The sequence below is a fragment of the Paenibacillus sp. EKM206P genome (assembly GCF_011066155.1).
Classification (GTDB): domain Bacteria; phylum Bacillota; class Bacilli; order Paenibacillales; family Paenibacillaceae; genus Paenibacillus; species Paenibacillus polymyxa_D.
The window spans coordinates 353,136-368,247 of sequence record NZ_JAAMNQ010000005.1 but is presented as its reverse complement, the minus strand read 5'-3'; the positions used below and the strand labels follow the sequence as shown (position 1 = coordinate 368,247).

At 45.0% G+C, this 15,112-nt stretch carries 17 protein-coding genes; 8 read left to right on the top strand and 9 right to left on the bottom strand.

Going from position 1 to position 15,112, the window contains the following annotated elements; translation table 11 throughout:
- Positions 1–544 precede the first annotated feature (544 nt).
- From G9G53_RS13895 to G9G53_RS13870, 6 genes are all read right to left on the bottom strand, one after another.
- The gene (locus G9G53_RS13895) at positions 545–2,059 is read right to left on the bottom strand and encodes an MDR family MFS transporter (protein WP_165148420.1); all 1,515 of its coding nucleotides are present in this window, start codon (positions 2,057–2,059) and stop codon (positions 545–547) included.
- Positions 2,060–2,231: 172 nt separating this feature from the next.
- Positions 2,232–3,791 carry an ABC transporter ATP-binding protein gene (locus tag G9G53_RS13890; RefSeq protein ID WP_165148375.1) on the bottom strand — a complete coding sequence of 520 codons (1,560 nt, stop codon included), beginning with the start codon at positions 3,789–3,791 and terminating at the stop codon, positions 2,232–2,234.
- A 60-nt stretch (positions 3,792–3,851) separates the two neighbouring features.
- On the bottom strand, positions 3,852–4,439 hold the full coding sequence (locus tag G9G53_RS13885; protein ID WP_165148372.1) for an ECF transporter S component: 588 nt from the start codon (positions 4,437–4,439) through the stop codon (positions 3,852–3,854).
- Between the two features lie 156 nt (positions 4,440–4,595).
- On the bottom strand, positions 4,596–5,354 hold the full coding sequence (locus G9G53_RS13880; protein ID WP_165148369.1) for an energy-coupling factor transporter transmembrane component T family protein: 759 nt from the start codon (positions 5,352–5,354) through the stop codon (positions 4,596–4,598).
- Positions 5,338–5,934 carry a GNAT family N-acetyltransferase gene (locus tag G9G53_RS13875; protein WP_165148366.1) on the bottom strand — a complete coding sequence of 199 codons (597 nt, stop codon included), beginning with the start codon at positions 5,932–5,934 and terminating at the stop codon, positions 5,338–5,340. The genes G9G53_RS13880 and G9G53_RS13875 overlap by 17 nt, the downstream gene beginning before the upstream one ends.
- 170 nt (positions 5,935–6,104) lie before the next feature.
- The gene (locus G9G53_RS13870) at positions 6,105–6,398 is read right to left on the bottom strand and encodes a hypothetical protein (protein ID WP_165148363.1); all 294 of its coding nucleotides are present in this window, start codon (positions 6,396–6,398) and stop codon (positions 6,105–6,107) included.
- A gap of 273 nt (positions 6,399–6,671) precedes the next feature.
- Between G9G53_RS13870 and G9G53_RS13865 the strand changes: the two genes are divergently transcribed.
- Both G9G53_RS13865 and G9G53_RS13860 read left to right on the top strand, forming a co-directional pair.
- A complete protein-coding gene (locus G9G53_RS13865) occupies positions 6,672–7,151 on the top strand; it encodes a GAF domain-containing protein (protein WP_029515824.1) in 480 nt (159 codons plus the stop codon).
- A 90-nt stretch (positions 7,152–7,241) separates the two neighbouring features.
- Positions 7,242–7,718, top strand: coding sequence for a hypothetical protein (locus G9G53_RS13860; RefSeq protein ID WP_029515825.1), 477 nt, complete (start codon positions 7,242–7,244; stop codon positions 7,716–7,718).
- A 96-nt stretch (positions 7,719–7,814) separates the two neighbouring features.
- Here G9G53_RS13860 and G9G53_RS13855 read toward each other — a convergent pair whose 3' ends face one another.
- Positions 7,815–8,579, bottom strand: a complete 765-nt coding sequence (locus tag G9G53_RS13855) for a MerR family transcriptional regulator (protein WP_165148360.1) — start codon at positions 8,577–8,579, stop codon at positions 7,815–7,817.
- A 265-nt stretch (positions 8,580–8,844) separates the two neighbouring features.
- Positions 8,845–9,216 carry a MerR family transcriptional regulator gene (locus G9G53_RS13850; protein WP_029515827.1) on the bottom strand — a complete coding sequence of 124 codons (372 nt, stop codon included), beginning with the start codon at positions 9,214–9,216 and terminating at the stop codon, positions 8,845–8,847.
- A gap of 572 nt (positions 9,217–9,788) precedes the next feature.
- Here G9G53_RS13850 and G9G53_RS13840 point away from each other — a divergent pair.
- Together G9G53_RS13840 and G9G53_RS13835 are read left to right on the top strand one after the other, a co-directional pair.
- Positions 9,789–10,253, top strand: coding sequence for an AbrB/MazE/SpoVT family DNA-binding domain-containing protein (locus tag G9G53_RS13840; protein WP_029515828.1), 465 nt, complete (start codon positions 9,789–9,791; stop codon positions 10,251–10,253).
- A gap of 385 nt (positions 10,254–10,638) precedes the next feature.
- Complete coding sequence (locus G9G53_RS13835) at positions 10,639–11,145, top strand: hypothetical protein (RefSeq protein ID WP_165148357.1); 507 nt, start codon at positions 10,639–10,641, stop codon at positions 11,143–11,145.
- 233 nt (positions 11,146–11,378) lie between these two features.
- Here the strand turns inward: G9G53_RS13835 and G9G53_RS13830 are convergent, their stop codons facing one another.
- Positions 11,379–11,945, bottom strand: a complete 567-nt coding sequence (locus tag G9G53_RS13830; RefSeq protein WP_165148354.1) for an NAD(P)H-dependent oxidoreductase — start codon at positions 11,943–11,945, stop codon at positions 11,379–11,381.
- Between the two features lie 417 nt (positions 11,946–12,362).
- Between G9G53_RS13830 and G9G53_RS13825 the strand changes: the two genes are divergently transcribed.
- From G9G53_RS13825 to G9G53_RS13810, 4 genes are all read left to right on the top strand, one after another.
- On the top strand, positions 12,363–13,274 hold the full coding sequence (locus G9G53_RS13825) for a helix-turn-helix transcriptional regulator (RefSeq protein WP_165148351.1): 912 nt from the start codon (positions 12,363–12,365) through the stop codon (positions 13,272–13,274).
- Between the two features lie 88 nt (positions 13,275–13,362).
- A complete protein-coding gene (locus G9G53_RS13820) occupies positions 13,363–13,713 on the top strand; it encodes a nuclear transport factor 2 family protein (RefSeq protein WP_165148348.1) in 351 nt (116 codons plus the stop codon).
- Positions 13,714–13,731: 18 nt separating this feature from the next.
- Positions 13,732–14,058: a DUF1330 domain-containing protein gene (locus G9G53_RS13815; protein WP_238437996.1), complete on the top strand. Its 327-nt coding sequence runs from the start codon at positions 13,732–13,734 to the stop codon at positions 14,056–14,058.
- An 84-nt stretch (positions 14,059–14,142) separates the two neighbouring features.
- Positions 14,143–14,937, top strand: a complete 795-nt coding sequence (locus tag G9G53_RS13810) for an SDR family oxidoreductase (RefSeq protein WP_165148345.1) — start codon at positions 14,143–14,145, stop codon at positions 14,935–14,937.
- The last annotated feature ends 175 nt before the right edge of the window (positions 14,938–15,112 follow it).

The window sequence follows — 15,112 nt, the reverse complement described above, 5'->3', positions numbered from 1 at the left end:
CATTTTATATGGTATGTCAAACGATTGATATAGACTGAAAAGCCCTATTATGTGAGATAAGAAAACAGGTTACTCTATGAATTTCATCCTCATATTTTCCTAGTAATTTTCTGAAAATCCCTTTTTTTTCATTCTTATTACATTCAGAAAAATTTGCTGCTTGATTTTTTTCCGTGTTTCATATTGCTAGCTTGGTTGCTTCATTCACATGCAAAATCATTCTAAAATAAATCATACAAAGCCCAATTTGTAAGCGGGTTCAAAAAAATAGTTCCTTAGTACCCTACAGCTCCATCCAGAAACAAATTTTTTGTTACAATTTCTTAAGACTTTTTTACTATTTTGTTACCTATACCATATGAATATATCGCAGTCTCAAGGGGATTTTTATTTCCTTTTTGTATGCTGGGAAATTTATTGGTCCTATGCGAGGTGTTTTTTTGTTGAATCATTAGGAGGAGAGACCTTTGAATAAAGAGATAGCCCGGACTTTTATTCAAAGGTCCGGGCTATCTCTTTTATAATGAAAGATTTATATTATTTTTTATGCGTGTTCTCTTTGTGGTGTCTTTACGCGCTGATCTGCCTCTTCTTCCGTACCCGGCGGACGGTTCCGCAGTCCGAGCACGACAAACCAGCTAATCACTGCAATAACGACCATGATAACGAACAGGGAATGCAGACTGTTTTCCAGTACAGAACGAAGCAATCCGGCAACCTTGTCACTTAGACTCTGTGAAGCATGAGGTGCAAGCAGACCGTTAATATCCTCCTGCGTAACCCCTTGCTGTGTAAGCTGTCCTTCTGCTGTCTGGGCAGCAATGCGATAATTCAGCCATGAACCGAAGGCAGCAACCCCGATCGTTTGCCCCAACGTGCGCAGGAATGTATTCAAAGCTGTAGACGCGCCACGCAACTGGAACCCGACCGAGGACTGGGCAATAATCGTAAACACAGTTATCGAGAAACCGAATCCCAGTCCATACAACAATGTAGACAGGAAGAGCAGCCAGATCGGAGCCGTTTGGCCCATCAAGGTCATGACGAAGGCTCCCAATACAATCAGGGTCAGTCCAATCAATGAGGTTCGACGCGAGCCCAGCGTCAGCAAAATGCGTCCTCCGATCATAGAGCCAAATAGCCAGCCTATGGACATTGGAGCCAATGCGAGACCAGATGAAGCGGCATCCCCACCGTATACACCTTGAATCCATAGTGGAAGATAGCTAGTCAGTCCGATCAGCAGTGTGCTGACTAACAGGGCTGCGGCACAGGAAAAAGCGATATCCCGTATCCGAAATAGCTTTAGTGGCACCATCGGTTCCTGGGCGCGTTTTTCGATAACCAAAAACAGAATCAGGAACAAAATGGCTACGGTAGCCAAGGCCAGCAATTCAGGAGAAGCCCAACCGATATACTGTCCGCCCAGTGCCAATACGAGCAAGAGGGCCGTCATCCCGATGGTAAAGGTCACTGCTCCCGGCACGTCGATACGCGCGGTACGCTTGCTTACCTGTTCCCGCAAGTAACGGGCGATGAAGAACATAGCCAGCAATCCAAAGGGAACGTTAAAGCCGAAAATCCACTCCCAGCCAAAATAGGTAACCACATAACCACCCAAGAGAGGCCCGATCAGGGAAGAAATTCCCCATACTGAGCTGATCATGCCTTGGACTTTGCCACGTTCCTCCATTTTGTATATATCACCGATGATGGTAAAGGTAACGGGAATGACACCACCCGCACCAATCCCCTGAATGGCCCGGTAGATAATAAGCTGCTCCATAGTACCAGCTATCATACAAAGTAAAGAGCCAAGTACAAACAACGAACAACCGATTAAAAAAATGGGTTTTCGTCCAAACAAATCGCTAAGCTTTCCGAAAATAGGTGTGGTCACAGCCATCGTCAGTAAATATGCCGTAAAAATCCAGCTGAGCAAATTCACACTGCCCAGTTCACTCACAATTGTCGGTCCCGCTGGACCGATAACCGTTCCTTCAATCGCGGCCAGAAAGGTGGCCAATAGAATACCTGTCAGCACGAGTCCGCGCTTCATAGGTTTATCGTTTCCCAAGCAAATCACAAATCCTTTCCTTGTACAAACTGTGTTGTATCTGTGCAGTTTTCCCTCTCAGATGGATGATTACCCACACTGTTAATCGTAAACAGGCGACCTATATAGGCCGCCTGTTGTGTACGATGTATAATATATTATTGTCTACATATCCTTAATTTTTGTCAACTGTAATCGTATGATAACTCCCGCTATCTTCCGTTTTATAGAGATATCCCTCTTCCATACGAAGAACATGGTCGGCAAAGCGTTCAGCTATCTGCAAATCGTGGGTAATGATCAAAAAAGCCGCGCCTTCAGCAGACTGCTCTGTGCACATATGGAGCAGGATGTTTGCCCCTTCGTAATCCGTTCCCGCAGTTGGCTCATCCAAAATGTAAAGCTTTTTGGGTAGGATGAACTGTGCCGCAACGCTCAAAAGCCTTTTTTCGCCTCCACTTAACAGGTATGGCGAAGCCTCTAGCCTGTGGTTCAGCCTGGCGGCGGCCAGCAAATGATGCGCCCGTTCCACATATGCGGCGGGAACTGGCTCCCCGTTCCGTAAACCAAGCTTGGCGCGCACGTTATACAAGCACTCTTCCCACACCGTTGCAGCTGCAAACTGATGCTCTGGCTGCTGGAACACATAGCCGATTTCGGTAGCCAGCTGGTGAATGGGCAGCTTCGCCATATCCTGCCCCTCCCACCACATGCACCCCTTCGGTGCAGGGAGTAGGCCCATGAGCAGCTTGCCGAGCGTGGTTTTACCTGAGCCGTTCTCGCCCAACAGCACGGCTCGTTCGCCAGGTGCAAGGGCAAGACTCACGCCCTTGAGCGCCGGGCGCTGGCTGCCGGGGTAGGTGAAGGGCAATCCCTTCACCTCCAGCAACGGCTGTCCAGCGCGGTCCGCCGCTGACCCGGGATTCACTCCCGGGTCACGCGGCATGTCTCCCCTTCCTGTAGGAGAGGGGAGCAGCCCCAAGGCGGCCAGCTGCGCACCATGTTCGCGCAGCAGCGTTTCGGGCGGACCCTGCAGCTGCACGGTCCCGCCCTTCAGGACGATGATGCGCTGCGCTGCCCGCGCGCCATCGTCTATGCGGCCGGACGCGGTAACTACCGTCCGGCCTTCGGCATGGAGCCGCCGACATAACAGGACGAAGTCGCAGACAGCCGGCGGGTCTAACTGCGCAGCTGCGTCGTCGAACACGACCAGCGGCGCTTCCAACGCCAGTACCGCTGCAATCGCGGTGCGTTGGCGCTGGCCTCCCGAGAGGCGCCGCACGAAGGAGTCGCGCTCGGGAGCTAGGCCGACGGCCTCCAGCGCAGCGGCAATGCGCTGCGCTATTTCTGCCGGAGGCACGCGCAGGTTCTCCGGCCCAAAAGCAATCTCGTCTTCGACGATTCCTTGCACCAGTTGAGCATCCGGGTCCTGAAGAACGACGCCGACAGTGGTGGCGACAGTAGCCAGATCGGCGGTATCGGGGTCCATCCCGTACACGGTCAGCTCACCCGTTCGTTCGCCCTCGCCAGAACGGGATAACCCGCCATGAAGCAGCTGGCATAGCGTAGACTTTCCACTTCCGCTGGCTCCGACAATGGCTACATGCTCGCCCACCGCAATGTCCAGTGTCAGGCCATATAACGCTGGCTCCACCTGATCATCATACCGATAGCCAAAATTCTTCAAGGATACGGCTATTTTACTGTTCAAATTATCATCGCTATGTTCATTCATAACTGAGATATCCTCGATCCCCATTGTTAAAGATATAACCACGTGCATAGCCACCCACGGCTATGCACGTGAAGCACGTCCCAGTTCAAACCGTTTTAACAGTCCCGTACGATTTAAGGCATCGCCCAGCACTTTCGTCAGCAGACCGCACAGGACAATGCCGCTCAGGATACGAACGACCAGTGCAATCGTCAGCACCTTCCACCCCCAATGCATATAGCCAAACAAATTGGCTGCCACAATAAACCACAGCGGAACCATAGCCCCACCCACTAGCATCAGCGAAACCGCGTTCCAGCGCCGATACCGCAACAAGGCAAATACCAACTCAGCCGCAATCATATAGCAGACAGCCGCCGCAATAATAGAAGCAATTCCATAGGCAGAGCCCATAAAAGACTGCACTACCGCACCAAAAGCATAAGCAATAACCGCCGTACCCGGCTTACGAATAATATAATAGGCCAACAAACCGTATATCATGTACAGACCGACAATAGCGGAAGTTGCGATAGGCCCTCCCAGACTGTTTAATGTTTTGTTAATGATCGACAAATACACAGTCATGACGCCGTTCAACGTGGCCAGCATCGCCATGAGTACGATATCCAGCGTTGTAAACTTTGCAAACATACGAGATTCCTTCATATGTATTCTTGACTCCTCTCCCTATCTAATCTATAAGATTGCAGCTCTGATCCTTATACAAGCTGCTACTGTATAAATGTATTCATCTGCAGCCTCATTGTCAACCTAATTATATTTAAAAGGTTGACAATAAAAACAAAAATAAGAGGCTTCACTTTATAAGTTCCACCCTAAAACAGCCGTAGCTACTACAGCAGTCACAGCACATAAGTTGCCTAAACGCCCATTCTTCAGTGTACGAAGATAGGTCCGTTCCGCATAAGCGCCGAAACCTTTGCCCTCCATAGCCAGCGCCGTCTGCTGAACCCGTCTTACAGCATTCACCAATACGGCAGCCGCATACCCGCTCCACCATGATAATCGATGGCTCCACCCTCGCGGTGGTTCCTGTCCACGAACACGCCGCGCTGCCATAATCGTTAGCCCTTCTTCTTCCAATAAGGGGAGAAACGTCAGTGCCACTGAAATACCGAACGCAAACCGATAAGGAACACGCAAGCGCAGATTCAGTGCCTGCACAAAATCTCGGGGATCGGTCGTCGAGAGATAGATATAAGATGCCAAAAACAACACAAAAATCCGCAACGTTAACGCCCCTGCGATATCCAGTCCCTCTGCTGTAATGACAATGGGTCCCCATGAAGCCACGGGATGTCCTTCTCGAATCGCTAGGATAGACAATATAAAATACGGAATACCTAAACCAATTAGGAACGACATAGCCCGAAGCTGGCGTGCTAAGGTCAAACGTGCGCCCAAGCCAGCCACAGCAATCAGTACAGCCAAGAGAACTGCTTCCCGCAGCGTCGAATCCCAAACCATCGACAGGAGGCTAAAGCATCCCACCCATATTAGCTTACTTAACGGCCCTAGCCTGTGCAGTGGTGATGAACCGCCGTTATACTGAAACAGCATTTCGTTGTGCCTCCAGTCTGAGCCATTCTTCATGCAGTAAAGAATACATCAGCATATCCTTAAAGCCTGTAGATGTATGCTGTACCTGCCGCAACAGTCCTTCCTGTGTCCAGCCCATCGAGGACAGCAGAGCTTGCGAGCCTGTATTGCGCGGGTCCACCAGCGCTTCGATCCGATTCAACCGAATCGTGTTATACCCGAATGACAGCACCAAGCGTAGCGCCTCGGTCATGTAACCCTGTCGCCAATAAGGCTTGGCTATCTCATAACCAATCTCAGCTTTATAAGCTCCCGCTGTCTGCCAATAATTAAAACCACAGCTTCCAATCAACTGCCCGTTCTCCTTCAGCTCTATTCCCCAGCGCAGCGCATCCTCCGTCTTCGCCAGCTCATTCAACAGCTCAATCATATCCTCTGCGTCCTCACGTCCTGACATACCAGAAAGGTTCATATAACGGTGAACCTCCGGGTCAGACCAGCAAGCGAACATGGTAGCCACATCTCCGCTTTCCATTCTTCGCAGCCGAAGACGCGGACTCTCCAGCGGTGGTATATGCCCCTTACATGCATATGCACACATGTTTAATCATCCTTCCAGCATTTAAAATGACAATAAATATACGCTACATTTAAGCATACACCTTCAACAAACACAACCTTATTTAAAGCTGAGAAACTTATATATATAGAAGATGCCCTTCTGTTCCTAGGATTAGGAATTAGAAGGGCATCTTCTATTTTTATAAAAGATTAAACTGCGGTGCGCGTCGGTTTCTTCACAACATCCTTGTACAGTACGTCCAGCATCGACTGAATTTCCTGTAATTCATCGATCCCTGCACCGGTAATGCTGTACATATCATCATGCGGTGTCAGAAAGTTTTCCTGCGTCAGGTTTTCAAGCTCCTGCTTGACCTCACGTTCTCCTACACGGTAACCGCGCTCTTCCAACACAGGTTGAATATCTCTTATCGTGAGATCGTTCTGATGTGCATAAGAAAGCATCTGTATACGGATAAACAAGTTCTGAACATCTGCATGCATAATTGTAACTCCTCCCTGGCCTAGGCCAACCATGTTACACTGTTTTTACCCATAGAGGATAAGCTGGAAACAGATGAGGGCAACCCTTGCTGAATTTACTTTCGATATTGTTTGCCCCGCTAAAACGTATAGTTTTCCACTTGACTGAATATACACAATCGTTATATCTTAAATTAATTAACCAATGGTAAAAGCGAATTGCATAATTACCTATTTTTGGCGATTTATACAGCACTTCATGTGAAAATTTAATGTTAGGAGCGTGAACTCTACATGTTTCAAACTATACCTTACGAAGGCACACGTCATGAACAATTCGAATCCGTTCTCGGGCAACTCCGGGCACTGATTCATGATGAATCCAATACCATTGCTAATCTGGCAAATGCTTCAGCATTACTCGGTCACTTCCTTCCAAATATTAACTGGAGCGGTTTCTATCTTTATGATGGCACTGAGCTTGTACTTGGTCCTTTCCAGGGCTTACCTGCATGTATACGGATTCCATTGGGACGTGGCGTATGCGGTACCGCAGCAGCAGAACAACGAACGCTTGTTATAGATGATGTACATGCGTTTCCAGGACATATTGCCTGTGACGCTGCTTCCAATAGTGAAATCGTTATTCCCCTTGTCAAGAATGGGGAGCTGATAGGAGTGCTGGACATTGACAGCCCACTTAAAGGTCGTTTTGATCACGAAGATCGTGTATTCCTAGAGGAATTTACGGCTATTCTGTTAGCCAGCCTATAACCAAAAATAGCGCATATATATCGTCTTCCTTCGCCACAATATAGGAGGGTCTGAAACCCAAAACTATCCGGCGAAGGAGATTGATGATCAATGTTCAACAACATGGCTCCACAACAACAACTTCATCAATGTGAACAAATTATTCAGCAATTGGCACAACAAACACAGCAAGGAACCGCCATGTATCAGCAGTTGCTGCAACAAGAGCAACAAAATGCATCCAGCCTTGAAAACCTGATGCAACGTGAACGTAATGCAGCTCAAATGATCCAAACCGCAATCCAGGACCACCAAAAAGCTATGCAACAATACCAACAAGTTATTCAACTGTGTAGTCAGCTGGAAAACACTATCCGCTCGAGCAGCCAAATGACTCAGCCTGGATTTGGCGATAACTATGCTTCCCGTAGTATGCAACCATCCACCTTTAGTGCAGGAAGCCATATGAATCACAGCTTTCCGCAGCATATGGGGTCGACCGGACAGCATTTTGCAGGCAGTGGTAACATGCAGCAGTTCGGAAACAGCAGTCAGCAAGGCATGAGAACAGTACCAAGCAGCATGTAAGCTGTTTTACACAAAAAAAGGGTGAACAGCAGGCCGTCAAATCGGCTTGTTGTTCACCTCTTTTTCATATCATTTAAGCCCTTTCATCAGCTGTTGCTAGTTTAATTCCCGTTCGGCCAGCACCTTCATTCCGTCTCGCAAATACTCAGCCAGCCCGGGGCGATAGCCTTCATACATTTTATTGAAATCCTCATGCTCGACATACAAGTCTCCCAGCCCGCTATAAATTTCTGCGGTAGGAGTATAAAATCGGCTTACCCATTGAAGATGACGGCGGATCAGCGCCTGTACTTCTTCACTGTTATGCTTCAATCCTTTATTCATGGCTTCAGCCAGCCGTCGATGAATCTGGTCAGCCTCTGCCTGTGAATCCAAATAATCCTCTTTGCTCCAGTTCTCCGTCGCCGTCTTGCTCTCCTGAATTGTTTTCTGAGCCTCTTGACCATAACGGTCTGTCAAATCATGTTCATACATTTCCTGCTTTTCCGGGTTAAACCCTTGGTACATTTGCTCTGGTTTCATTGCTTGTTCCCCTTTCAAATGAGCCACCGTTTCGTCGATGGTTTGTAGGAGAGTATGCAAGCGGAAGACTTTGGCCTCGACCTTGGCTCGATGCTCTTGCAAAACCTCGGCCTTTTGTTCCTTGGTTTGCTCCAGCATATTTCCAATTTCAGATAAAGGCAAATCCAGTTCCCTATATACCATGATTTGCTGAAGCCTCAACAGTTGTTCCTGTTCGTAATAGCGATATCCATTATTTCCAATATGATGCGGTTTCAGCAATCCTATTTCATCATAATAATGCAAGGTTCGTACGCTGATTCCCGACAGATTAGATACTTCCTTCACCGTATAAGCCATTCCGCTTCACCTCCCTTGCTTGACAGTCTACAGTCTCACGTGGCGTGAGAGTCAACGCCCCCACTTGCCCACCTTGGTACTACACTTTTACCCTATAAGCGCATTGTGAACCGCTCATTTACCAACCATTTTTCATACTTGCGACCTACAATCGGCATCTTTAGATAACTATGCAAAAAAAAGCCCACCAACGAGCATTTTCAAATATGCTGGGGGCTCCATATATTCGATTTGACTTAACCACTATTTACAGATCAAACGATACCTAAGAGAGGCTTTTTCCCATAACCACACGATCATAAAAAGCTATCTTTTGAATAATTTTCTCCAAATTGTGCTGCGTTTGTGCCACATGTTCCTCCACCTTCTTTTTGTGGGCTACAAGGAAATCTCTTCTCTCTTGGATTGTGGCTTCTCCTTTTACATTTAGCTCAAGGTATGCCTTAATTTCTTCAATGGTCATCCCTGTATCTTTCATAGCCATAAGGAACCTGATCCAATCGATTTGTTTTTCGGTATATACCCTTCTTCCCCCTTCATCCCGACCGACATCAGGTAATATGCCTTCTTTTTCATAATAACGAAGGGTAGATGCGGGCAATCCGCTCTTGATTTGAACTTCTTTAATGGAGTACATGGTTATTCCCCTCCTCATTCTTATATTTTCTCTTCAAGTCAGCTTTAACGATAAGTATAAGTTTTCATAGTAAAGAGTGCAAAATTAAGATTCCTACTACCTTACAGCAGCGAGGCAACCTTCTTATTGCCCGTCAGTCCGGACAGAAAATAGAACGTGGGCATTTGTGCCTCATAACCAAAATCGTCAACATGGCTGATAATATCGTCCACAATCTGGTCGGTCTGAAGACCTTCACGTGCTAATCGAGTTCATACCCGCACCGCCTTATATTGCATCCAATTCTACACACCAAACGCCACCTCATACAGCATGGGAATCGATTGCCACCACAGCTTGCTCCTTATCCGGTATTACTAAAAATTTTATTGCCAACTAGAATATTATTTATGAATATATATCGGTAATTCTTTATAATTACCCTCACACACCCCTCAATAAATAAACACATATTGGTAATTACTTGTATACTTTTCAACAGTTTACTAAATATATGCGATTGCTTCTCTAAGCCTATTCTTTTTTATCATAACTATTTAGTATTATAAGGATATAAAAAAGGAGGTTATCATTTGAAAAGTACAGGTATGACACGTCCCCTAGATGCGTTAGGCCGTATCGTTATTCCCAAAGAAATGCGAATTTCCATGGATTATAATGTGGGTGATCCTGTTGAGATTTTTGCAGATGAGGAAACTGGTATTCTCGCCTTTCGAAAATATACTGGGGTGACGTGTAAAATGTGTGGTTCAACAGAACAATTAACTTATTTTAGAGACAGCTTTATTTGCGGGGAATGTATTGAGAGTTTAAAGAAGGGGGTAAATTTCAGCCCAGTCCTAAGACCAGCCAAATCAGCTTTATCCAACTCACAACGATCTAATAAAGAGTCCAAACGTCTGCGGCGATCGACACAACAGATGATCGAAAGTCTAAAAGAATTAATGCAAAAGCACCCCAATGCAGCACAGCACGAATATGCCAAAATACTTGAGGTTTCCCAAGCCCGTATATCCCAGCTCAAAAAAATGCTATAACCACAGCTTGATACCCTACATAGATATACACCAGTGATTTCATCATGTACAGCTACTTTTGAACCGTGATACGCAGCATCATAGCTAACCGACAAAATGCAAAAACGTCCATGCGAAAATTCCAAACCAGGTATAAAGACCCACTGAATGACTTACAAGCGAGAACGCCTATAGCAAAAGGCAGTGCTACATTTAATATTGGTTCCTGAATTAAAAAATGGCCTTCTTTAATTAGAGAAGGTCATTTCATTTATTTATTCATTTTTCTGTAGTAAAACATCCTATACTTTTTCTTTTCGTCAGTTTTTCGTCATTTCATTACATCTTCTCCTCATAAAAAAATAGTATTCGTTTTATAGATAGAGAAAGGATGTGTGAACCTAATATGAACAAACCTGCTCAAATTTTTTCTATTCTTATACTTTCCGTAAGTGTAAGTGTGTTTGCTGGTTGTGGAAAGCAGGAAACAACAGATACATCTACCAATGAAACAGTACCAACAACCTCAGAAACGGTAGTCAAAGAAGGAACAGATCAACCAGCCGCCCTGCAAAGCTTAGACGAGATCAAATGGAATGATGTTAAAGATCCTCTAATTGAAGATGCCATGATAACAAAACTCAAAGCAGTAATAGCTGCCTTCGTGTCAAAAGATTTGGAACAATTCCATGCTACGCTCGGTCCAGACGTTGGAACAGGTCACGATTACCTCTTCGATCATCCGGTGAAGTTTACTGGTATTGCTGGAGCTATAAAAGAAAATAATCGGACATTGATACCCGTTGTAGGGGAACGGCTGAATAATGAAGAAGGATATTCACCCGATATACGATATACCTTCTACTTTGAAAAAGATAAAGATGGCGCATGGCAAATTGTTTCAATTGATTAACTAAATTCTCTAAGATGCATTATCTCGATTTGTAGCAACATTGCCCATTCCAACGAGTACGTTTGCACATATGATGCCTTGTCAAAACATTCTTCTCATCGTTCGATGGGGCCGTTACAACCACATTTCGCGACCACTACTGAAGTGACATTCAATATTGGACCAACCAAAAGGCGTCGCCTGCAAATGCACGCGATGTCTTTTGGGTTAGCCACTGGCTCTGAACATAAATATTAGGATTTGCTAGCCATGTCTGCAATCTGGTTAAGCCACTCTTTACGCGTATCTTCATCAGATTGAGGTACCGACTCGAAAAATAGATGATACATGACGTCAAGTCCACAGTATTCAAATATACCTTTGTCGGACGTCAGGCGAAGGGCTTGATCCATGCCATTGCTGGCATATTCCGCATGTGATTTTCCTTGTGTATTGAGGATAATGGCTTTCTTTCCCTTGAGTAATCCCATCTGCACTCCATTTACATATTTATAAGGAAATCCGTAAGAGAATACGCGGTCTATATAGCCCTTCATAATGGCTGGCATCCCCGTCCACCAAATAGGATAAATAAAGGTGATTACCTCTGCCCATTGCAAATACTCCTGCTCCCGTACAACATCCTCTCCAATGCCTCCAATGACCTCGCTGCTGCTAACCACAGGTTGAAAATTGATTGCATATAGATCACGAACAACCACATCATGTCCTTTTTGCTTTAGCCCCTCGACTGCTGTGTTCAAAATCGCATGATTAAAACTTCCCTCAGATGGATGTGCGTAAATAATAAAATGTTTCATTGGTTTTCCTCCGTTTACTTTAAAGTAAGTGATTGATCAATTACTTAATTTTGTACACCTTCAATTAACTGAATATGCTCAATCCATAGTTCCGATAAAGATACGTTTGAGTAACCTTGAGCGGTATCCTGCTCATGAATAGCACCTCCATTGCTTGTTAATTGAGTTAGTAATTGATCAATCACTAACTCAATTGGCCTCAGTATAGTATATTCCTTTTTACTATGCAAGGGCTTTTTGTTCAACTTGTCAAAAAAATTATTTAAACATCTGATCCAAAGGCAGTGTTATTATCGCTGTTCAAAGAAAATAAAGTACCCCAGTTGATGCACATTAGGGTGTGATGTAGAGCAATCACTTAATATGACTTTATAATGTCATGTTATAAGGTGTATGCTACCGAGAGAGGTGAAGCGTATGCCGTTAAGCAGACATTTTGAAATCGTTTATATGTTACTCCATAAGAAAAAAGTGACTGCTGATGAATTGGCAGAACATTTTGAGGTTTCCACACGAACCATTTATCGGGACATAGATGTCTTAAGCGCAGCTGGGATTCCCATCTACAGCAGTAGAGGCAAGGGTGGCGGAATATCATTGATGGAGGGTTATGTCTTTAACACCTCTTTACTGTCCGAGCAGGAACAAGATGATATCTTAATGGCCCTTCAGAGTGTGGCCACCGCTACCATTCCACAGGTAGAAGAAGTGCTGAACAAATTGAGTAGGCTTTTTAAAAAAGACATGGGTAACTGGATCGAGGTAGATTTTTCGCCATGGGGAAGCCAAAACAGTCAGAGACAGCTATTTACACTCATACGCAACGCAATAATTACAAACCATGTTATAAAGTTCCGCTATTATAACGTCGCCGGGGAACAGAGTTATCGTAGCGTCGAACCTGCCAAGCTATTGTTTAAAGATAAATCCTGGTATGTGGAAGGTTACTGTTTAAATACCGAAAGTCATCGTGTATTTAAGATTAGCCGAATGAAAGAGATTATAGTTTCCGAAATTAGTTATGAGCCAAGAACGGTCGTAGCATCTACAGATACAAAAATGAACAATTTGCTTGATACCATTGAAGTAACTCTTCACATTTCTGCTCAAGGTGCTTACCGCGTATACGATGAATTTGCCGAGAAAACAATTACTCAGAAGGAAGACGGCTCTTATACCGTCACGGCACAATTTCCCGTAGGCAATTGGCTGGACAGTTATCTGCTGTCCTTTGGTCCCCTCCTTATAAAGGTTAGCCCCGAACAAGTACGTACAAGAATATTGTCTCATTTAGAAACGATGAAAAGAAATTTAAATGATCCTCTATAATATGACACCATGTAGTCATATTATCACTGCTATGATGAGTTTGAAGTTATCGCTCACAACATACTCACCATAGGAGGTTGAAGAATCAATGAATCCACATAGACCCATGCCACCAGCAGTAGAAACTTACTTTACATCAGCGAACAAATCCCGGCTTGAAACATTTACTTCCGCTTTCGATAAAGATGCGTTGATCTTGGATAATCATCGCGAAATCAAAGGTATGGAAGCCATAAAATCATGGTGTGAAGCAGAAATATTGGGGCCGAATGTCACCTTCGAGATCGTGGATACGGATGACACAATTAATACCGTCGTCGTAACTGCGAAAGTAGACGGAGACTTTGATAAATCGAATCTTCCCGATCCACTCCTACTCAAACATCAATTTCTAGTAAACAACAATAAAATTAAAGAACTGATTATTACACTCCCATAAAGTAATTAAAAGAGGATTTTGCAAAATCCTGAAAAAACAAGAAAGGGAAAACCGTATATGTCCGCTTATGTTGTTTTTATACGTGAACAGAGTACCGATCAAACTGAACTCCAACTCTATTCTCAGTTGGCACCGGCAGGTTTGGCGGGACATTCCGTCAAACCCCTAGCAATGTATGGCGCATACCTGGTCCTCGAAGGACCCGATATTGAAGGGTTGGCCATCCTGGAATTCCCCACTTTTGAGGAAGCACAAGCTTGGTACTTTAGTCCAGCCTATCAAAAAGCCCTAAAGCATCGACTGCGCGGAGGGCGGTACCGAGGTATCATTGTCGATAGTGTGTAAGGTTCGCAAAACAAGTGAACTCGGAGTGAAGATACCTAGAGGTAGTTCTCAACCACATTGTGAAAATCAGGAGGAATTATTCGCATGAGTTTTCAATTAGAAAACATTGTAAGTGAGTTTAAAGGTAAAAAGGCCTTGGTCACAGGCGGTACCAAAGGAATGGGAGAGGCTATTGCTAAGAGACTTACGGCTGCAGGTGCTACTGTAATTACTACGGCTCGAACTACTCCAGTTAATTTAGAAAATCCGGATCTATTTATTCCAGCCGATATTAGTACGCCTGAAGGTGTAGATAAAGTGGTAACCAGCGTTCTTGAGCGCCTAGGCGGTGTAGATATTCTTGTCAACAATGTTGGAGGCTCGTCAGCCCCATCCGGGGGAGCCCTTATCTTGACAGACGAGCATTGGCAGCAAACTTTTAACGCCAATCTGTTTGCTGCTGTCCGTTTAGACCGTGGACTGCTGCCGGCTATGGTTGAAAAGGAAGCCGGTGTTATTATTCATATTTCATCCATTCAACGTCGCTTGCCGCTATATGATGCAACATTGGCTTATGCTGCAGCCAAAGCAGCTTTAACTACTTACAGCAAAGGGTTAGCCAAGCAGTTTTCGCCTCAAGGCATTCGTATTAATACAGTTGCGCCAGGCTTTATCGAAACGAAGGCAGCACAAAGTTTGATTGATCGGATTGCTGAGACGACAGGTGACCGAGAAAGTGCATTAAAGCAACTGATGGACTCGTTGGGAGGAATTCCAATTGGTCGTCCAGGACTACCAGAAGAAGTCGCTGAGCTTGTTGCTTTTCTGGTATCTGACCGGGCCGCTTCTATTACAGGAAGTGAATATAATATTGACGGCGGAACAGTACCAACGGTCTAAAACTCAAGCTAAATACGCTTTATCAATAAGCCCATAACCGTATTTGGAAGCAAATTAATTTTCCAATTTATAAGGGTGTGGGCTCTCTTTGATCCTAAACAGCTCTGCTAAAACCGTGGAGGCTTTGTAGCAGCCGATTTTGCTCCAATCGCAATTAGAGTTTGCCTAAGTTCAT